General features: G+C 71.5%; 20 protein-coding genes. 9 read left to right on the plus strand and 11 right to left on the minus strand.

From position 1 onward, the window contains the following. Positions 1 to 4: 4 nt before the first annotated feature. The 4 genes from AB0O48_RS04940 to AB0O48_RS04955 form a co-directional block, all read right to left on the minus strand. A complete protein-coding gene (locus tag AB0O48_RS04940) occupies positions 5 to 514 on the minus strand; it encodes a hypothetical protein (protein WP_357251883.1) in 510 nt (169 codons plus the stop codon). Positions 515 to 609: 95 nt separating this feature from the next. Then, positions 610 to 1893 carry an MFS transporter gene (locus tag AB0O48_RS04945; protein ID WP_357251880.1) on the minus strand — a complete coding sequence of 428 codons (1284 nt, stop codon included), beginning with the start codon at positions 1891 to 1893 and terminating at the stop codon, positions 610 to 612. A 71-nt stretch (positions 1894 to 1964) separates the two neighbouring features. After that, entirely contained in the window at positions 1965 to 2414 is a 450-nt protein-coding gene (locus AB0O48_RS04950; protein WP_357251878.1) for a MarR family transcriptional regulator, read from the minus strand. 115 nt (positions 2415 to 2529) lie between these two features. Further along, entirely contained in the window at positions 2530 to 4008 is a 1479-nt protein-coding gene (locus AB0O48_RS04955) for an NCS2 family permease (RefSeq protein WP_357252056.1), read from the minus strand. An 88-nt stretch (positions 4009 to 4096) separates the two neighbouring features. Here AB0O48_RS04955 and AB0O48_RS04960 point away from each other — a divergent pair, with 88 nt between their 5' ends. Beyond that, complete coding sequence (locus tag AB0O48_RS04960; protein ID WP_357251875.1) at positions 4097 to 4342, plus strand: DUF2530 domain-containing protein; 246 nt, start codon at positions 4097 to 4099, stop codon at positions 4340 to 4342. A 37-nt stretch (positions 4343 to 4379) separates the two neighbouring features. Here AB0O48_RS04960 and AB0O48_RS04965 read toward each other — a convergent pair whose 3' ends face one another. Then, positions 4380 to 5309 (minus strand): DUF3027 domain-containing protein, encoded by a 930-nt coding sequence (locus AB0O48_RS04965; protein ID WP_357571975.1) that lies wholly within the window; start codon positions 5307 to 5309, stop codon positions 4380 to 4382. On the opposite strand from AB0O48_RS04965, the gene AB0O48_RS04970 reads away from it, so the two are divergent. The 3 genes from AB0O48_RS04970 to AB0O48_RS04980 all read left to right on the plus strand — a co-directional run bounded on the left by AB0O48_RS04970 (position 5308) and on the right by AB0O48_RS04980 (position 8708). Continuing rightward, complete coding sequence (locus AB0O48_RS04970) at positions 5308 to 6909, plus strand: MFS transporter (protein ID WP_365063019.1); 1602 nt, start codon at positions 5308 to 5310, stop codon at positions 6907 to 6909. The two genes, AB0O48_RS04965 and AB0O48_RS04970, sit on opposite strands and share 2 nt — an antisense overlap. After that, entirely contained in the window at positions 6906 to 7556 is a 651-nt protein-coding gene (locus AB0O48_RS04975; RefSeq protein ID WP_357571973.1) for a futalosine hydrolase, read from the plus strand. The genes AB0O48_RS04970 and AB0O48_RS04975 overlap by 4 nt, the downstream gene beginning before the upstream one ends. Positions 7557 to 7877: 321 nt before the next feature. Further along, positions 7878 to 8708, plus strand: coding sequence for a 1,4-dihydroxy-6-naphthoate synthase (locus tag AB0O48_RS04980; RefSeq protein WP_357251864.1), 831 nt, complete (start codon positions 7878 to 7880; stop codon positions 8706 to 8708). Here AB0O48_RS04980 and AB0O48_RS04985 read toward each other — a convergent pair. Together AB0O48_RS04985 and AB0O48_RS04990 are read right to left on the minus strand one after the other, a co-directional pair. Then, positions 8669 to 9055 (minus strand): cold-shock protein, encoded by a 387-nt coding sequence (locus AB0O48_RS04985; protein WP_074316242.1) that lies wholly within the window; start codon positions 9053 to 9055, stop codon positions 8669 to 8671. The genes AB0O48_RS04980 and AB0O48_RS04985 overlap by 40 nt on opposite strands. 27 nt (positions 9056 to 9082) lie before the next feature. Beyond that, positions 9083 to 9706 (minus strand): HAD hydrolase-like protein, encoded by a 624-nt coding sequence (locus AB0O48_RS04990; RefSeq protein ID WP_357571972.1) that lies wholly within the window; start codon positions 9704 to 9706, stop codon positions 9083 to 9085. Positions 9707 to 9790: 84 nt separating this feature from the next. Between AB0O48_RS04990 and AB0O48_RS04995 the strand changes: the two genes are divergently transcribed. After that, on the plus strand, positions 9791 to 12274 hold the full coding sequence (locus AB0O48_RS04995) for a helicase-associated domain-containing protein (protein WP_357251858.1): 2484 nt from the start codon (positions 9791 to 9793) through the stop codon (positions 12272 to 12274). Between the two features lie 27 nt (positions 12275 to 12301). Here the strand turns inward: AB0O48_RS04995 and AB0O48_RS05000 are convergent, their stop codons facing one another. After that, entirely contained in the window at positions 12302 to 12538 is a 237-nt protein-coding gene (locus tag AB0O48_RS05000; RefSeq protein WP_357251855.1) for a hypothetical protein, read from the minus strand. A gap of 97 nt (positions 12539 to 12635) precedes the next feature. Then, complete coding sequence (locus AB0O48_RS05005; RefSeq protein ID WP_365063026.1) at positions 12636 to 13523, minus strand: L,D-transpeptidase family protein; 888 nt, start codon at positions 13521 to 13523, stop codon at positions 12636 to 12638. Positions 13524 to 13694: 171 nt separating this feature from the next. Between AB0O48_RS05005 and AB0O48_RS05010 the strand changes: the two genes are divergently transcribed. Continuing rightward, a complete protein-coding gene (locus tag AB0O48_RS05010) occupies positions 13695 to 15374 on the plus strand; it encodes a DNA repair helicase XPB (RefSeq protein WP_357251850.1) in 1680 nt (559 codons plus the stop codon). 123 nt (positions 15375 to 15497) lie between these two features. On the opposite strand, the gene AB0O48_RS05015 is transcribed toward AB0O48_RS05010, so the two are convergent. Then, a complete protein-coding gene (locus AB0O48_RS05015; protein ID WP_365063030.1) occupies positions 15498 to 15725 on the minus strand; it encodes a winged helix-turn-helix domain-containing protein in 228 nt (75 codons plus the stop codon). Positions 15726 to 16080: 355 nt separating this feature from the next. On the opposite strand from AB0O48_RS05015, the gene AB0O48_RS05020 reads away from it, so the two are divergent. Together AB0O48_RS05020 and AB0O48_RS05025 are read left to right on the plus strand one after the other, a co-directional pair. Further along, a complete protein-coding gene (locus tag AB0O48_RS05020) occupies positions 16081 to 16389 on the plus strand; it encodes a hypothetical protein (RefSeq protein WP_357571969.1) in 309 nt (102 codons plus the stop codon). Between the two features lie 13 nt (positions 16390 to 16402). Continuing rightward, positions 16403 to 16915, plus strand: coding sequence for a hypothetical protein (locus AB0O48_RS05025; protein ID WP_365063033.1), 513 nt, complete (start codon positions 16403 to 16405; stop codon positions 16913 to 16915). Positions 16916 to 16931: 16 nt separating this feature from the next. On the opposite strand, the gene AB0O48_RS05030 is transcribed toward AB0O48_RS05025, so the two are convergent. Beyond that, the gene (locus AB0O48_RS05030; protein WP_357251839.1) at positions 16932 to 17504 is read right to left on the minus strand and encodes a TetR/AcrR family transcriptional regulator; all 573 of its coding nucleotides are present in this window, start codon (positions 17502 to 17504) and stop codon (positions 16932 to 16934) included. Positions 17505 to 17592: 88 nt separating this feature from the next. On the opposite strand from AB0O48_RS05030, the gene AB0O48_RS05035 reads away from it, so the two are divergent. Next, on the plus strand, positions 17593 to 17964 hold the full coding sequence (locus tag AB0O48_RS05035) for a DUF4267 domain-containing protein (RefSeq protein ID WP_357571966.1): 372 nt from the start codon (positions 17593 to 17595) through the stop codon (positions 17962 to 17964). Positions 17965 to 18026 lie beyond the last annotated feature (62 nt).

The raw sequence follows: 18026 nt of genomic DNA on the forward strand, positions 1-18026 counted from the left end.
TCGCTCAGCGGTGCCGTTGCCGGTGCCCGGCTCGGGCCGCCGGGAGGGCCAGCCCGGCGGCGTGCAGCACACCCTCCACCCGGACCCGCTCGATCTCCTGGTCGACGCCCTCCAGGTCGGCGAGGTGTTCGTCGATGCCGAGGGCGCGGCAGGCCAGCCGGAGCCGGTCGTCGTACGCCTGTAGGAGCGCGCCATGCCAGACCATCGACCGCCCGCTGCCGCCGAGCCGCTGACCGCCGAGGCGGCGCAGGTCGGCGGCGAGCTGCTCCAGGGGGCGACGGTCGACCCGGTCGAACGCGCTGAGGTCGATGTCGCGGGTCAGCGCGTCGGCCTCGACAGCCCGGTCCAGTCGGGCGATGGTGCGCTTCTCCCGTCGGCCCTCCCGCCACTCGGACCAGCCGCAGACGACCCGGTCGAGGATCTCGTCATAGCAGAAGAGCAGGGCGAATGCCGCCGGCAGGCTGGCGACGGCAAGGAACGCCAAGGCCAGCACCAGCGCGCGTCCGACTCCCACGTATCGACGCTAAGCCCCGCCGTGCCGAGTCGCCAGCGATTTGGCCGCATCCGCACAATCCGATCAACACGACGCGGTCCGAGTGGCGGTAAACCTCAGCAGTCGGCGGAGGTCACGTAGAAGCGGGGCATCGGGAGTACCCGGAAGCGAAGCCGGGCGCCGGAGCGACGCAGCTGCCAGGTGAGGGCGATCAGCGCGGCGGCCAACGAGATCAACGCACCCATCCAGATGCTGGCGCCGGCACCGAAGTGCTCCGCGACCCAGCCGATGAGCGGCGCGCCGACCGGGTTGGTGCCCAGGAAGACGAGCACCCACAGGGACATCACCCGACCCCGGAAGGCCGCATCCACACCCAACTGAACCCGCTGGTTGGCGGCCTGGGCGAAGAAGACCATGAAGAAGCCGGTCGGCACCAGCAGCACCACGACCAGCCAGTACGCCGACGCGAGGCCGACCAGGGTGCCGAAGCTGGCGCAGGCGATCGCGGCGCCGAGCACCAGCCAGACCGACGGGCGACTGCGCCGGCCGGTGCCACTGAGCGCACCGCCGAGCGCGCCGACGGCAAGCGCCGTGCTGAACAGGCCGAAGGAGGCGGCACCGGTGTGGAAGACCGTCTTCGCCAGGGCGGCCAGGGTGAGCTGGAAGTTGAAGAGCGACATGCCGATCACCGACATGACCGCCATCGGCAACAACAGGTCGGGTCGACGCCAGACGTACCGCAGCCCGTCGATGACCCGTGCGGACGCCCGTTCGTCGCGCGGCAGCAGGGCGTCGCGCTCTAGCTCGGCCGTCCGCATCCGGACGACGTTGACCAGGGGCGCGATGGAGCTGACGGCGGTGAAGAGGAAGACCGGGCCGACGTCGAACGCGGCGATGGCCAGGCCGGCGACGGCCGGTCCGACGATCCGGGCCGAGTTGAACACTGCGGCGTTCAGCGACAGCGCGTTCGGCAGCAGGGGTGTGCCGACGAGTTCGGAGACGAACGCCTGGCGGACCGGGGTCTCCACGGCGTTGGCCGTGCCGAGCAGCGCCGCGAAGGCGAAGACGTGCCAGAGCTGCACCAGGTCGGTGAGGACCAGCAGGGACATGCCGAGCGCCAGCAGGCTCCAGAAGGCGTTGGCGACGAAGAGCAGCACCCGCTTGTCGTACCGGTCGGCCAGCCGGCCGGAGAGCAGGGTGAGCAGCAGCACCGGGGTGAACTGGCAGGCGGTCACCACGCCGAGCGCGGTGGCCGAATTGTTGGAGAGGTCGAGGACGAGCCAGTCCTGGGCGATGAACATCATCCAGACGCCGATCAACTTGATCAGCTGCCCGGATGCGAAGAGCCGGTAGTTGCGAACCTGTAGGGACTGGAACATCGTGCTCAGCTTGGCCTGCACTCTTGGTGCGCCTCCTCGGACGTACGCGTCATCGACAGGTGACGGCACGGCCCGGTGGGGCTGAGTGCGGCTCAGGCGCGAGCGAGCTGCTGGAGAATCTCGGCGGCCCTCTGCAGGGTCTCCCGTTCGTCCTCGTCCAGCGCGGCCAGCCGGTGGGCCAACCATTCGTCGCGGGCCCGCTCGAACTGGTCGAGCACGGCGTGCCCTCCCTCGGTCGCCGCGAGGATGACCTGCCGACCGTCGGTCGGATGGGGTGTCCGCCGCACGAGGCCGCGGTCCTCCAACTTCCCGACGATCTTGGTCATCGTCGGTGGCTGCACCCGCTCGACGTCGGCCAGTTCCCGGGGGGTCATCGCACCCGCCAGCCGCAGGCTGGTGAGCGCGGAGACCTGGGTGACCGTGAGGTCCCCGACCGGTCGGGCCTGGCGGACCCGCCGGTTGAGTCGGGTGATCGCATCACGCAACTGGGGGGCCAGCTGCGCCGGTGGCACGCGTTTCGCCGTCACCGTCCGCTCCGTCACAGTAGTTAGCTTAACTAATGAGCATGGCTAACGACATCGGTTATGACCAGGCTCACGAGGAGGTCAGTGCTGTTCCGGGCGGGGAATCCCGTTCGACTCCCCGCCCGGACACACGTCAGAGCACGAGCGATTCGATGGGTCCACGCAGGAAGTACAGCACGAACAGCGCGGCCACCCCGTACAGCAGCGGGTGGACCTCCCGGGCCTTGCCCCGCACCAGCTTGAGCACCACGAAGGTGATCAGGCCGGCACCGATCCCGTTGGAGATGGAGTAGGTGAACGGCATCAGCACGATCGTGAGGAACGCCGGGATGGCGATCTCGTAGTCGGACCAGTCGATCGTCCGGACCGCGGTCATCATCAGGAAACCGACCACCACCAGGGCCGTCGAGGCCGCCTCGAACGGCACGATCACCACCAGCGGCGCGAGGAACATCGCCAGCAGGAAGAGCACGCCGGTGACCAGGCTGGCCACGCCGGTCCGGGCACCCTCCCCGACACCGGCGGCACTCTCGATGTACGACGTGTTGCTGGAGGTGCTGGCCGCACCACCGGCCGCCGCCGCGATCGAGTCGACGAGCAGGATCTCCTTGGCCCGGGGCGGGGTGCCCTGCTCGTCGAGCAGGCCGCCCTCCTGGCCCACCGCCACCATCGTGCCCATGGTGTCGAAGAAGTCGGTGATCAGCAGCGTGAAGACGAACATCAGCACGACGACCCAGCCGGCCCGCCCCCACGAGTCGAGCACGTTGAACTTGCCGAGCAGCGACAGGTCCGGCAGGTCGACCACCGTCTTCGGCAACTCCGGCACGTTCAACGCCCAGCCCTTGGGGTTGGGCTTCCCGTCCACGAACGACGGGCCGATGTTGCCGATCGCCTCCACGATCACCGCGAGCACGGTGGAGGCGAGGATGCCGATCAGGATCGCGCCCTTCACCCGGCGTACCAGGAGCACCAGGGTGATCAGCAGACCCACCACGAAGACCAGCAGCGGCCAGCTCACCAGCTTGCCGCCGATGCCCAGGCCAACCGGGACCGTGGTGTTGGCGGCGTCCGGGAGCCGCCGGACGAAGCCGGCGTCCACCAGACCGATGATGGTCAGGAAGAGCCCGATACCGACCCCGATCGCGGTCTTCATCTGTGTCGGCACCGCACGGAACACGGCGGTCCGCAGACCGGTCAGCACCAACACCGCGATGATCACACCTTCGATCACCACCAGGCCCATCGCATCGGCCCAGGTCATCTCGGGAGCGATCTCGTACGCGACGAGCGCGTTGACACCCAGACCGGCGGCGAGCGCCAGCGGGAATCGGCCGACCACACCCATCAGGATCGTCATCAGGCCGGCGACCAACGCGGTCCCGGCAGCCAACGCGGCAATCGGCAGGGTCTTGCCGTCACCGTCGACGGCACCACCCAGAATCAGCGGGTTGAGCACCACGATGTACGCCATCGTGAAGAAGGTCGCCAGGCCGCCGCGTACCTCACGGCTCAGCGTCGAGCCACGGGCGGAGATCTCAAAGAACCGGTCGAAACTGTTACGCGGATGAGCGGGGTTGGGAGGTGTGCCGGTCTCGGGCGGCGCTACTGCCATCAGGTCCTCGCAGGTGATCTTCCGGTTGTCGCGCGCATCGTCCCAGATCACCAGCGGGCAGGGGAAGTGGATCGCGTACGCTTGCCGAATGCCGAACGAGCAGCCGCCGCGGCCGGCACCACTGGACCCGCCGATGGTGCCGTTCGCTCTCGCCGGGTTGGTCGCCTGGGCGGTGGCCGGGCTGGTCCTGCTGATCTTCTTTCGGGGCTGGTTGACCGACCACGGTCATCAGAACTGGCTCTGGACCTGCCTCGCCGGTTTCCTGTGGGGCTTCCCGGGCCTCGCCGTGATGCTGCGGCACGACGCCAACCGCCGCCGCCGTCGCGCGAACTGACCTGGCCACCACGCCCGGGTCACCCGGGCGCGAACGCTCAGGAGTGCCCGTACGGCTCCGCCGGCTCGGTCGCCTCCACCGAGCCCGGGGCGCGACTGACCGACATGGCCTCCACCGCGCTGTCGTCGTACACCGTCGGTAGCTCTTCGACGGCGGTCTCGGCCGCCTCGATGAGCGTCTCGGAGTGGGCGCCGCAACCGTGGTCGGCGCTCACCACCCGGCCGTCGTCCGGTGCGTAGAAGTTGCCACACGCCCCGAACGCCTGCCGCATCGCGCCAGCCAGCGGCAGGTAGAACCCGCAGGTGCCGCAACGGGCAGCGGCCGGCGCGGCGGTGGAGATGGGCGCGGCGGGGCCGTGGTCGCCGTCATACCAGCGCTGCGCCGCCTCGATGCGGCCCTCGCGGGAGAGCACGCGCGCCCGCCCGAGGCCCAGCTCCCACGCCGTCTCCTCGACCGCCGGGTCGTCGGAGAGCAGGTAGCCGGGGACCAGTCGATCGTCATCCGGCGCGCTGGGCAGCAGGTCGCCCGGACCCAGGTCGCCCGGCTTGAGCCGCTCCTGCCAGGGCAGCCAACCGGGCGCGAGCAGCGCGTCCGGGCCGGGCAGCAGCACCGTCTCGCAGATGGTCACGGTCTTGCTGCGCGACACCCGGGTGACGGTGACCGCCCACCGCCAGCCGCGATAGCCGGCGAGGAGGCACTCGAAGTAGTGGGTGACCAGGCGTTCGCCTTCGGCCACGACCTGCAGGTGGTCGCCGACGTCGTCGGCGTCCACCTCGGTGATGCCAGCGCGGGCCACCTCGACGGCGGCGGCGCAGACCTGGTCGAGACGGGCGGCACGGGTGGAGGCGGGCCTGGTCACCTGACCATTGTTCCCCATGCGCCCCGCAGGGGTGACAGTGACTCCCGGGGAACCTTTCCCCGCGGTGGTGCGGCGTACCCGGATCAGATGGGCGAGGATGGTGCACATGCCGTCGTACTCCCGCTCCGGGCGATCCGTCCTCGGGCGAACCGTCGGCACCGGCATTCGCGCCATTCGCCTGCTGCTGCGTGGTTCGGTGGGCAGCGGCCGCTGGGTGACCAGGCGGGCCGGTCGGGCCCGGACCCGGGGTGCTGGCGGCGAGGTCGGCATGGTTCGCCTGTTCGACCTGCACGCGGTCTCCTGTGCCGGTGACACGCTGATCGCCATCGGCCTGGCCGGGACGATCTTCTTCAACGTCCCGCTGGGCGAGGCCCGCAGCAAGGTCGCGCTCTACCTGCTGGTGACCATGGTGCCGTTCGCCATGCTCGCTCCCGTGGTGGGCCCGCTGTTGGACCACTTCCGGCACGGTCGCCGCTACGCGCTGGCCGCCACGATGCTCGGCCGCGCGTTCCTGGCCTGGTTGATCTCCGACTACATCCACGGCTTCGGGCTCTATCCGGCCGCGTTCGGGGTGCTCGCCCTGTCCCGGGCGTACGGGGTGGCCCGCTCCGCGGCGGTGCCCCGGTTGTTGCCGGAGGGGCTCGGCCTGTCCCAGGTGGGTGCCCGGGCCAGTGTCTACGGCACGGTCGCGGGTGCGCTGGTGGCGCCGATCGGGTTGGCCGCGTTCTGGTTCGGCCCGCAGTGGCCGCTGCGCGTCGCGTCGGTGATCTTCCTGATCGGCATGGTGATCTCGCTCCGGTTGCCGCCGAAGGCCGACTCGGAGCCGCCGGAGCGGGTCCCCCGGCCGCTGCGCCGGCTGGGTGGACACCGCGGCGACCGGCCACTGGGTCGGGGGCGGCCCGCCGGCCGGCTGGTGATCGCCACCCTGATCGGTTCCGCGACGCTACGCGCGGTGTACGGCTTCCTGCTGCTCTTCCTCGCCTTCGCGATCAAGAAGGGCGACCTGACCACCGTGGCGTTCGGCCGGGATCTGGGTGCCGAATGGGCGTTGGGGCTGGTCGGCGGCGCGCTCGCGGTCGGTACCTTCCTGGCCACCGCCGTCGGCACCCGGCTGCGCATCCACCGACCGACCGCCATCCAGTCCAGCAGCATGATCATCGTGGCGGGAGTGGCGGTGCTCACCGTCATCCAGTTCTCGCTGGTGATGGTCGCCCTGCTCTGCCTGGTCGCGGCGTTGGTCAGCGGGATCTCGAAGCTGGCCGTGGACGCCTCGATCCAGGAGCGCATCCCGGAGCGGTTGCGAGCGAGTTCCTTCGCCCACTCCGAGACGGCGCTGATGCTCGCCTTCGTCGCCGGCGGCGGGCTCGGCCTGGTGCCGTTCGACGGTCGGGTGGGTATCGCGGTGGCCGCCGGCGTGGGCGTCCTGGCCGCGATCCGGGGTGTGCTGGTCGCCGCCCGCCTGCGCGGCGAGAAGCTGGCCGGCCGACCACTCGGCGACGACGAGCTGACCGAGGACGAGCCGGCCGACGAGCCCGGGGACTCCACGCCCACCTCGCCCGCACCGGCGCAGAGCAGCTCCCCGTCGTACGAGGATCCGAGCCTGGCCCCGCCGGGCTACCACATCTACCGGCCGTCCTCCGCCGTCGGCGGCCCGGGTGGCGGCGCCGACGAGGAGACCCGCCGCGAGTCCCCCGGCTCGCTCTCGTGACCGGTCTGCTGGTGGTGACGGCGGTACCGGCCGAGGCGGACGCGGTCCGCGCCGGGCTGACCGACCCGACCGTGACCGTCGCCCCGGTCGGTGTGGGTCCGGCCGCCGCCGCTGCCGCCACCGCACGCCTGCTGGTGCTGGCCGAGGCCGCCGGACGGCCGTACCGCGCGGTGGTCAGCGCCGGCGTGGCCGGTGGCTTCACCGGTCGGGCCGAGGTCGGCGCCACGGTGCTCGGCACCGCAAGCGTCGCGGCCGACCTGGGCGCGGAGTCACCTGACGGTTTCATCCCCGTCGACGAGTTGGGCATGCCACTCGCGCTGCTCGGTACCGGCAGCGTCGTGCCGGCCGACCCGGTCCTGCTGGCCGCGCTGCGGGCCGCCCTTCCGGGGGCCACGGCTGGCCCGGTGCTCACGGTCAGCACGGTCACCGGCAGCGCCGCCAGCACCGAAGGGCTGCGCCGCCGGCATCCGGAGGCAGTCGCCGAGGCCATGGAGGGGTACGGCGTGGCGGTCGCCGCAGCGCAGGCCGGCGTGCCCTTCGCCGAGCTGCGCACCATCTCCAACCCGATCGGCCCCCGCGATCGCGACGGCTGGCGCCTGCGCGAAGCCCTCACCGCCCTCACGGCGGCGGCCCCGGCGCTGCGCTGAGCCCACCTGTGGATAACCCTGTGGACAGTGGCCCTGGCGCTGTGTACATCCCTTCGTCAGCACCTGTAGAGCCGCCCGGCCAATGGGGCAAGAAGGTGCACCTCGCCAGCACGGCACGGCACGGCACGGGCGAACGGCCGGACCACGCTGATGCCGGTGAGTCATCTTGATGACTCACCGGCATCAGGCTCGATGGAGATACGGCACGGGCACGGGTATGGCCACGGCACCGCACCTTGCGGACAAACGGCGAGTGCCCGACAGATCACAGGCACCAGACCGCGCCGACCGAACGCTCGGGGGCAGGGCTAACGTGGGGCCGTGGCGCTCTCTCTGGCGATCTCGCCCTGCCCCAACGACACGTTCGTCTTCCACGCCCTGGTCCACGGGCGGGTGCCCGGCGCGCCGCCGGTCGAGGTGACGTACGCCGACGTGGACGTCACCAACACGGCGGCCGAGCGGGGTGCGTTCGACCTGGTGAAGGTGAGCTTCGCGGCGCTGCCCTGGCTGCTCGACGACTACCACCTGTTGCCCTGCGGCGGTGCACTCGGTCGCGGCTGCGGCCCGCTGGTGCTCACCAAGGGCGACCGCACCGACCTGACCGGTGCCACGGTGGCGGTGCCGGGCGACCGGACCACCGCGTACCTGCTGTTCCGGCTCTGGTCGGCCGGACGGCCGCCGGCCCGGATCGAGGTGGTCCCGTTCCACGAGATCATGCCGGGCGTCGCGGCGGGCCGCTACGACGCGGGGCTGGTCATCCACGAGGCCCGGTTCACCTACCACCGGCACGGCCTGACCGCCCTGGTCGACCTCGGCGAGTGGTGGGAGGCCGACACCGGGCTGCCCATTCCCCTCGGCGCGATCCTGGCCCGCCGCGGCGCGGTGGACCCGGAGGCCGCGGCCGGCTGGGTCCGCGAGTCGGTCCGCCAGGCCTGGGCGGACCCGGCGGCGAGCCGGGAGTACGTGCTGGCGCACGCCCAGGAGATGGAACTCGACGTGGTGGACCGGCACATCGGCCTCTACGTCAACGAGTTCACCGCGGACCTGGGCGAGGCCGGTTTCGCCGCGGTGGCGGCACTGCTCGACCGAGCCGCCACCGCCGGCCTGGTGCCTCAGACCTCCAGCTCGCGGGCGACCGCGTGGACGAGCTGAGCGATCTTCTGCGCCGCCTTCTTGTCCGGGTACCGACCGCGGCGCAGGTCCGGCTGGACCTTCGCCTCCAGCACCTTGATCATGTCTTCGACGAGGCCGTGCAGCTCCTCGGCCGGCCGACGGCGCAACTCCGCCATCGACGGCGGCGCGTCCAGCAGCTTGACTCCCATGGCCTGCGCGCCCCGGCGACTGTCCACCACACTGAAGTCGACCCGCTGGCCACCCTTGAGGTCGGTGACACCCGCCGGCAGCGCACCCTTGGGCAGGAACACGTCGCCGCCCTCGTCACTGGTGACGAAGCCATATCCCTTGGCCGTGTCGTACCACTTCACTCGACCCGTAGGCACCTGAAAACCCCTGCTTCACTTGAGCCGCTACTGCTCCAAGGCTAGCTGGATCATGCCGTCGAGCGCCGCCGGGAATTCGGTGAGATCGTCCAGCACCACATTCGCCCCGGCCGCGCGCAGCTCATCGTGGGAGCACGGGCCGGTCGCGACACCGATGCCGGGCACCCCGGCGGTCGCCGCCGCGACCATGTCCGCGACGTGATCGCCGACGTAGTGGGTGGCCTGGTGTTCCCGTAGGGCCGTCGCCTTCTGCTCGGCGAAGAGGTCACCGGCCAACTCGTCGACCGCGAGGCCCAGGTGGTCCAGGTGCAGGCGGGCCAGCCGGCCGATCTTGGACGTGACGACAAGCACACGTCCGCCCCGGGCGCGGATCGCGTCGATGGCCTCCCGCGCGCCCGGCAACAGGACAGAAGGAGTGATCGCGTACGCCGGGTACAGCTCGCGGTACACCCGCACGGCCGACTCGACCTGCTCCGGCGGGAACCAGTGCGCGATCTCGGTACGCAGCGGCGGCCCGAGCCGCGACACCGCCAGGTCGGCGTCCACCGGCACACCGGTCCTCGCCGTCAGCGCCCGATAGGCCGCGGCGATGCCGGGGCGGGAGTCCACCAGGGTCATGTCGAGGTCGAATCCGACGGTCAGTGCGGGCATGTCGAGAAACCTACCCGGCGACCCCCGGTCGGCCGGACGTCCGAGGGGCGCGGAAGCCCACTGCCGGGCTAGCGTGGAAACACGATGACCACCTCACTCGCCGACCACCTGCGGTCGCTGCCCGACGAGTCACTGGCCGCGCTCCTCCAGCTGCGGCCCGACCTCGTCGTGCCCGTGCCAGCCGACATCTCCGCCCTGTCCATCCGGGCACAGTCCCGGGTGTCGGTGGCCCGCGCGCTGGACGGGCTGGACCAGTTCACCCAGCAGATCCTCGACGCCGCCCGCCTCACCCGGGACCCGGACGACGGCACCACGGCCACCGACGCCGTACTCGCCATGGCGACCACCGGGCCGCACCCGCCCGCGCCGACGGCCGTCCGAGCCGCCGTGGGCCGACTACGCGCGCTCTTCCTGCTGTACGGCCCGGAGCACGCGCTGCACGTGGTACCCGCCGTCGACGAGGTCTCCCCGTACCCCGCCGGGCTCGGCCGGCCAGCGGCGGAGCTGGACCCGCGCACGGCCGCGCTCTGCGCGGACCCGGCGAAGCTACGACGGACGCTGCTCGCCGCCCCGCCCTCGGCCCGGGCGATCCTGGACCGGTTGGCGGCTGGCCCGCCCGTGGGCAGCGTGCCCCCGGGCGCTCTACAGGCGCCGCCGCTCGGTGCGGAGGACCCGGTGCTCGCCGACCCGACAAACGGTGGCGCCCCGACCGGTTCCCCGGTGCGGTGGCTCGTCGACAACCGGCTCCTGGTCCCCGTGACGACCGGCTCGCCGACGTCCAGCGGCACGGTGGAGCTGCCCCGAGAGGTCGGCCTGCTGCTCCGCCGCGACAGCGGGCCACTCGGGCCGCTGCGCACCAGCCCACCGCCGGTGACCGCCGCGCCGCGTGAGCCGAAGGCGGTCGACTCGGCCGGCGCGGGGCAGACGATGGAGGTGGTCCGGCACACCGAGGGGCTGCTGGAGCAACTCGCCGACGAGCCCGCGCCGGTGCTGCGCTCGGGTGGCATCGGCGTACGGGACCTGCGGCGGCTGGCGCGTACCGCCGGGCTGGACGAGTCGACGACCGCGCTGCTGCTCGAGGTGGCGTACGCGGCGGGGCTCGCGGGTGAGCTGGAGATGCCCGGTGCGACCACCAGCCGGTACGGGGCGGACCAGCAGGTGCTGCCGACCGGCGGGTACGAGGTGTGGCGGGCCGCCTCGCTGGCCCAACGATGGGAGCAGCTCGCCCGAGCCTGGCTGAGCATGAGCCGGCAGGTCGGGCTGGTCGGCCGCCGCGACGACCGGGACCGGCCCATCACCGCGCTCTCCGCCGAGGCCGAACGGGCCAGCGCGCCGGCCACCCGTCGGGCGGTACTCGGTGTGCTCGCCGACCTGGAACCGGCGACCGCGCCCACCGCGGAAGAGGTGCAGGACCTGTTGGACTGGCGGGCGCCGCGGCGCAGCCGGGGCCGGGACGCCGCCCACCGGGAGGTGCTGGCCGAGGCGGCGCAGCTCGGCGTGACCGGGCTGGGGGCGCTCACGTCGTACGGTCGGCTGCTGCTCGGTGACCTGACGTCGGCCGACGAGCGGGGCGACGACCCGCTGGGCGTGCACGCCGACGTGGAGAGCGGTGACCCGTCGAGTGCCGCCCGAGCCCTGGACGCGCTGCTGCCCGCCCCGGTCGACCACTTCCTGGTGCAGGCCGACCTGACCGTGGTGGTGCCCGGCCCACCCGAGCCGGCGCTCGCCGCCGAGTTGGAGGCGATGACCGAACTCGAGTCGGCCGGCGGGGCCAGCGTGCACCGGGTCACCACGGCGAGCGTGCGGCGTGCACTGGATTCCGGCTACACGGCCGATGACCTGCACGACGTGTTCCGGCGACGGTCGCGTACCCCGGTGCCGCAGGGGCTCACCTACCTGGTGGACGACGTGGCCCGTAAGCACGGTGGGCTGCGGGTGGGGCTGGCCGGTGCGTACCTGCGCAGCGACGACGAGACGCTGATCAGTGAGGTGCTGGCCGACCGCCGGTTGGAGTCGTTGGCGCTGCGCCGGCTCGCGCCGACGGTGCTGTGTACGCCGTACCAGGTTGGTCGGTTGTTGGGCGCGCTGCGCGACGCCGGGTTCGCCCCGGTGCAGGAGGACGGCACCGGCAGCACCGTGCTGGCCCGGCCGCGGATCCGGCGGGCCCCGGCCCGGGTGTCGATGACCACCCGGACACTCGATCCGCTGGCCGTCCCGAAGCTGCCCATGCCCCGGCTGCTCGGGGTGGTGGAGCACATCCGGCGGGGTGACGCGGCGGCGCGGGCGGCCCGGCGGGCACCGGCTGTGGTGCGGGGCGGGGCGGCGGGGCTGGGTGGCGGCCCGGTGCCGGCGCACACGCACAGCGAGGCGCTGGCGGTGCTCCAGCAGGCGGTCCGCGACAAGGCGCTGGTCTGGGTCGGTTACGTCGACGCGCACGGGGCGACCGCGTCCCGGCTGGTCAAACCGGTGTCGATCGGTGCGGGCTACCTCCGCGCCGAGGACGAACGGACCGAGATGCTGCACACGTTCGCGTTGCACCGGATCACCGCGGCGGTGCTGGCGGACTGAGCGGGGCGAGGTCGTTGGGCTGGTCGGTCAGCGGCGGCTGCGGCGTACGGTGCCGACCACCGAGATGACCAGCAGCAGCGCGAAGCCGGCGCCGGCGGACTCCCCGACCGAGTCGACGAAGCCCTGGCGCAGCACCAGCCAGCCGAAGAGGAACCACCCGACGAGAAGCGTCGCGGCGACGGCATAGGCGAGCACTGTCGCACGGGACACCTCGTCGGGTGGAGCTTGTTCGTGCTCCGGGATCACCTCACGGTCGACCGTCATGCCCAGCCTCCCCGCCCGGTCCGGCCCTGGCCTCCCAGCGTGACACTCGTTGGACCGGTCGGACAGGGGGTTATCCCCGCGATTCGCTCCGCGTCGGTCAGGTGCCGGGCCGGCGGCCGATCAGCACCACCCGGGTGCCGACCCTGCCCAACTCCCACATCCGGACGGCGTCGGCGTGCAGCAGGTTGAGACAGCCGTGCGAGCCGATCGACTTGTCGTGCAGGTAGGTGGTGGTTTCGTGGAAGCCCATGCCCTGGGTGAAGTGCTGCCAGTACGGCAGCCACACCTCGTACGGGTCGGACCACTCCTTCGGGTTGCGGAAGTTGATGGTGAACGTGCCGGCCGGGGTGCGGTAGCCGGACATCCCGGTGCGGGTCACCGTCGGCGGCATGATCACCTTGCCGCCCCGGACCGCCCAGACGGTCTGCCGGGTCAGGTCCACGCAGAACGTGGTGCCCGTGCCGGCCCTGCACCGCGCCGGGTCGGTGGTGGCGAGGCGCTGGGCCACGTCGTACGTGGTTGGCCCGGCGCGACCCTCGACCGGGCGAATGCCGTACCTCTTCTGGAACTTCTTGATCGCGGCGCAGTCGGCAACGGACTGCCGCCCGTCCACGGTCACGGCCCCGAATCCGCCCAGCCGGGCCAGGTAGCTCTCCACCTCGCGCTGGTGCTGCCCCTGGGGGCAGCCGGCCACCGTCGGCGTACCGGTGCCGGTGGTCGGCTTCGGCGTCGCGCTGCCTGTGGGTTTCGGCGCCGGAGGCCGGGCTGCCTTCGGCGTGGGGCTGGGTGCGGCCGGTGTGGGTCGGCCGCGCTGGTCCGGGCCGGGCGTGGCGCTCGCCCCCGTTGCCTGTTCCGCCGCACCGGCTGGGGCGGCTCCCCCGCCACCACTCCCACCGGACTGCGGATCGAACGCGCACGCACCGGCGCCGACCAGCACAACCACCGCCAGGGCGACCAGCCGGGAGATGATCCGAACACGTTGCATTGGAACCTCCCCTGACATCGTCCCCTTACTAGACGTTCGTGAGTGCCGTCACGGTTGCGGCCGGTGAGCATCTTTCTTCGGGGATCCCACATCGTGCAACACTGGATGGTCGGCCAGCGGCGGGTATGCACCCGTTCCAGCCGGGCGACCAACCGAGGAGAGGACGCTGGCGTGAGCGGTGGACCACTGATCGTGCAGTCGGACAAGACGCTGCTGCTGGAGATCGACCACCCCGACGCGCAGGCCTGCCGGATGGCGATCGCGCCGTTCGCCGAGCTGGAGCGCTCCCCCGAGCACGTGCACACCTATCGGCTGACCCCGCTGGGCCTGTGGAACGCCCGGGCGGCGGGGCACGACGCGGAGGGTGTGGTCGACTCGCTGCTCAAGTACTCCCGTTATCCCGTGCCGCACGCGCTGCTGGTCGACGTGGCCGACACGATGGACCGGTACGGCCGACTCCAGCTCGCCAACGACCCGGCGTACGGGTTGGTGCTGCGCGCACTGGACCGGCTGGTGCTGATCGAGGTGGCCAAGAGCAAGAAGCTCGCCGGGATGCTCGGCGACAAGATCGACGACGACACGATCCGGGTGCACCCGTCCGAGCGGGGCCGGCTCAAGCAGGCGCTGCTCAAGCTGGGCTGGCCGGCGGAGGACCTGGCCGGCTACGTCGACGGTGAGGCGCACCCCATCGAGCTGGCGGAGGCCGGCAAGGACGGGCGCAAGCCGTGGACGCTGCGGTCGTACCAGCGGGAGGCCGTCGAGGCGTTCTGGGCCGGCGGGTCCGGTGTGGTGGTGCTGCCCTGCGGCGCCGGTAAGACCCTGGTCGGCGCGGCGGCGATGGCCGAGGCGAAGGCCACCACGCTGATCCTGGTCACCAACACGGTCGCGGGCCGGCAGTGGAAGCGGGAGCTGATCGCCCGCACCTCGCTGACCGAGGAGGAGATCGGCGAGTACTCCGGGGAGCGCAAGGAGATCCGCCCGGTCACCATCGCCACGTACCAGGTGCTCACCTCGCGGCGCGGCGGCGCGTTCACCCACCTGGACCTGTTCGGGGCCCGCGACTGGGGCCTGGTCGTCTACGACGAGGTACACCTGCTGCCCGCGCCGATCTTCCGGTTCACCGCGGACCTTCAGGCCCGCCGCCGGCTGGGCCTCACCGCGACCCTGGTACGCGAGGACGGCCGCGAGGGTGACGTGTTCAGCCTGATCGGCCCGAAGCGGTACGACGCGCCGTGGAAGGACATCGAGTCGCAGGGCTGGATCGCTCCGGCCGAGTGCACCGAGGTCCGAGTGACCCTGACCGACGCGGAGCGGATGTCGTACGCGACGGCGGAGGCCGAGGAGCGCTACCGGATGGCGGCGACCGCCCGCACGAAGCTGCCGGTGGTCAAGGCGCTCGTCGACCGGCACCCGGACGACCAGGTGTTGGTGATCGGGGCGTACATCGACCAACTGCACCAGCTCGGCGAATATCTCGACGCGCCGATCATCCAGGGCTCGACCACGAACAAGGAGCGGGAACGGCTGTTCGACGCGTTCCGCACCGGTGAGATCCGCACGTTGGTGATCTCCAAGGTCGGCAACTTCTCCATCGACCTGCCCGAGGCGGCGGTGGCGATCCAGGTGTCCGGCACGTTCGGGTCGCGGCAGGAGGAGGCGCAGCGGTTGGGGCGGGTGCTCCGGCCGAAGGCCGACGGGCGGCAGGCGCACTTCTACACGGTGGTGTCCCGGGACACGATCGACACGGAGTACGCGGCGCACCGGCAGCGCTTCCTCGCCGAGCAGGGGTACGCGTACACGATCATCGACGCCGACGACGTCCTCGGCCCGTCCCTCCCGACCTTCGACTGAACCTTCGCGACTTTGATCGACTCGGTTTTCCGGAAGTCGGGGTGTGCAGGGCAGGTTGATGCCCCGACTACACGGAAGCCGAGTCGCGGCAGCCGCGCCGCGAGCTCTGGCCGTGCAAGCTGGTCAACGTCGACGGGACTCCGCGACGAAGACGCCACGCCCTGGACGACCCACCAGCACACCTTCGCCGCGCAGCCTCGCCACCGCCCGGTGGATGGTCGACACCGAGACGTCGTAGTGGTCGGACAACTCCTGGGTGGACGGTATCTGCGAGCCGGGCTGGAACTCGCCCGCCTTGATCCGCCTCAGCAGATCATTGATCAACTCGTCCATCGTCGGCGGAATCGGCACCTGGTGGCCCCTTGCAGTCGGTTGGCCCGCCCAGTATCGAGCACCAGGTGAAAGAGCGGCAACAACTGAGAGCGAAGCAGTATGCAGCGCCTTAGCGAGGTTTGACAGGTAGGAGAGCGTTGACAGAGGTGAGAGGTATCGGTAGCGTCGCTCTCGGTGATGCGGTGCTGCTGCGGTCGGTTGGCGCCTCTCGTACTGGTCCCGCATCGCCGCCGAGACCCCTCCCGCCGCGCTCCCCCGGCGCGGCCTGCTGCCGTACCTCCGGAGCGGCCGCAGGGCGGGGCGGCCTCCGTCGACCGCAACCGGCGGAGGCCGCCCCTGCACGTCGATCCCATCCGACGAAGGGCAGACACCGATGAGCGAGCGTTGGGTGATCCACCTGCCGATCACCGCGCCGGATCTGCTGCGCGCCCGGATCTTCGCGCGTACCGCAGCTCGGGTGCTGGTCCGGCTCAGCGCGCGGGTCGAGCCCGGCGGGGTGACCGTCTCGGCGGAGGACCAGCAGGGCGTACGACATTGGGTGTTCTGTGACCGGCCGCTGCCCGGCGGCGCGCGGTGTGCCCTGCCGGTCGACCACCTCGCGCCGTGCGGGCGGCGACCTCGTCCCAAGGAGATCGACGAATTGACGAGGCGGGGTACCCTCCGCAGCCTGGGCTTGAGTTAGGGGTCGCTCGCCGATGAAGTACACCGCGCAGTGCGTACGTTCAGGTCACTGGTGGGCCATCACCGTGCCGGAGGTCAAGGGTGTTGCCTCCCAGGCACGTCGCCTCGATCAGGTGGAGGCGACGGCACGGGCGGCCATTGCGCTGATGCTCGACGTCGAGCCACACAGCTTCGACGTCGAGGTGGAGCCCGACCTGCCGCAAGAGGTGACCCGCGCTCGCAAAGCCCGGAGCGCGCTGCGCAAGGCCGAAAAGTCCGCCGAGGAGGCGACTGCCGCCGCCGCACAGGCACTCCTGGCGCAGGGCTACACGGTCCGCGACGCGGGTGCACTTCTTGGCATCTCGCCACAGCGTGTCTCGAAGTTGGCACCGAGGAAGGCTGCGGGCGACAGCGCCAGCACGGGCGCACCGGTCCCGCTCATGCAGAAGCGCGAAACCATGGCCGCCTGCGCGCCCCGGCCGGCCGACCAGCACGACCTGCTCCCGCAACGCCTCCACCCCCTGATCCGCTTCGACGCAGGCACCTGACGCACAGCCGGACCGCTCAGCGGGAGAAGCTGCGCACGAGCACGGCCAGCCGCTGCTGGTGGCCGGCGCGGCGGAGCCGGCCACTGCGCATCAGCGTGACCAGCCCGTGCAGGCCGCTCCAGAACGTCTCGGTGACCGTCTCCAGGTCGTCGTCCCCGGCGACCGGGCGCACCGTCTCGGCCAGCTCGGCGAAGCCCCGGGCCAGATCGGTCGGGACGTCCTGGCTGGCGAACGGCAGGTCCACGGCGAGGGTGAACATCGCGTCGTAGAGCGCGGGCCGCTGTTCGGCGAAGGTGGTGTACGCCGCCGCGACGTCGGCGACCGCCTGCCGGGGGTCGGCGGCCGAGGCGCGGGCCGAGGCGAGCGCGGTGGCCAGCTCGGCGAAGCCCTCGACGGCGACCGCCGCCATGATGGCGTCCTTGCCCTTGAAGTGGCTGTAGAGGACGGGCTGGCTGTATTCGATCTCGGCGGCGAGTCGGCGGGTGGTGACCGCGTCCCAGCCTTCCGCCAGAGCCAGGTCGCGCGCCGCCTCGACGATGGCCCGTTCCCGTTCCGCCCGCTCGCGCTCCCGGCGCGTCTGAGTCGACATGACTTGAACTCTAGCACCGCTAGATATCCTGCCGACGCTCTGCTAGCGTCGCTCTCACATCTAGCAGCGCTAGCAATCGGAGCGGACCATGTTGTCACCCCTCGCCTACGGGCTCGCCGTCCTACTCAACCTCTTCATCGTCTTCATCGGTGCGCGGTTCCTGCTGGCGCCGACCGCGTCGGCTGCCGGGTACGGCGTACCGGCCCGGCCGGAGGGAGATCCCGCCTACCTCTCCGTCAAGGGCGTACGCGATCTCAGCTACGGCCTGCTCGGCCTCGCCCTGATCGCCTTCACCACCGCCGACGCGGTCGCGTGGTTCATGCTGGTCGTCGCGCTCGTCCCGCTGGGCGACACCGTCATCGTGCTCCGCAACGGTGGGACGAAGGCCGTAGCCTTCGGCATCCATTTCGCCACCGCCGTCGTCGTCCTCCTGGACGCCGCCCTGCTGTTCGCCCGGTAACCAAACCCCACCCAGACCCGACCCTGACCCCGCCCGCGTTGATCAAGAGGTTTGCGTCATCA

The sequence above is a fragment of the Micromonospora sp. NPDC085948 genome (assembly GCF_040686315.1).
Taxonomy (GTDB): domain Bacteria; phylum Actinomycetota; class Actinomycetes; order Mycobacteriales; family Micromonosporaceae; genus Micromonospora.

Excerpts from the sequence above, each read along its gene's own strand:
- AB0O48_RS04955 (WP_357252056.1), bottom strand. The coding sequence starts at position 4,008 with ATGGCAGTAGCGCCGCCCGAGACCGGCACACCTCCCAACCCCGCTCAT.
- AB0O48_RS04960 (WP_357251875.1), top strand. The coding sequence starts at position 4,097 with ATGCCGAACGAGCAGCCGCCGCGGCCGGCACCACTGGACCCGCCGATG.
- AB0O48_RS04970 (WP_365063019.1), top strand. The coding sequence starts at position 5,308 with ATGCCGTCGTACTCCCGCTCCGGGCGATCCGTCCTCGGGCGAACCGTC.
- AB0O48_RS04965 (WP_357571975.1), bottom strand. The coding sequence starts at position 5,309 with ATGTGCACCATCCTCGCCCATCTGATCCGGGTACGCCGCACCACCGCG.
- AB0O48_RS04990 (WP_357571972.1), bottom strand. The coding sequence starts at position 9,706 with ATGCCCGCACTGACCGTCGGATTCGACCTCGACATGACCCTGGTGGAC.
- AB0O48_RS04995 (WP_357251858.1), top strand. The coding sequence starts at position 9,791 with ATGACCACCTCACTCGCCGACCACCTGCGGTCGCTGCCCGACGAGTCA.
- AB0O48_RS05000 (WP_357251855.1), bottom strand. The coding sequence starts at position 12,538 with ATGACGGTCGACCGTGAGGTGATCCCGGAGCACGAACAAGCTCCACCC.
- AB0O48_RS05005 (WP_365063026.1), bottom strand. The coding sequence starts at position 13,523 with ATGCAACGTGTTCGGATCATCTCCCGGCTGGTCGCCCTGGCGGTGGTT.
- AB0O48_RS05020 (WP_357571969.1), top strand. The coding sequence starts at position 16,081 with ATGAGCGAGCGTTGGGTGATCCACCTGCCGATCACCGCGCCGGATCTG.
- AB0O48_RS05025 (WP_365063033.1), top strand. The coding sequence starts at position 16,403 with ATGAAGTACACCGCGCAGTGCGTACGTTCAGGTCACTGGTGGGCCATC.
- AB0O48_RS05030 (WP_357251839.1), bottom strand. The coding sequence starts at position 17,504 with ATGTCGACTCAGACGCGCCGGGAGCGCGAGCGGGCGGAACGGGAACGG.
- AB0O48_RS05035 (WP_357571966.1), top strand. The coding sequence starts at position 17,593 with ATGTTGTCACCCCTCGCCTACGGGCTCGCCGTCCTACTCAACCTCTTC.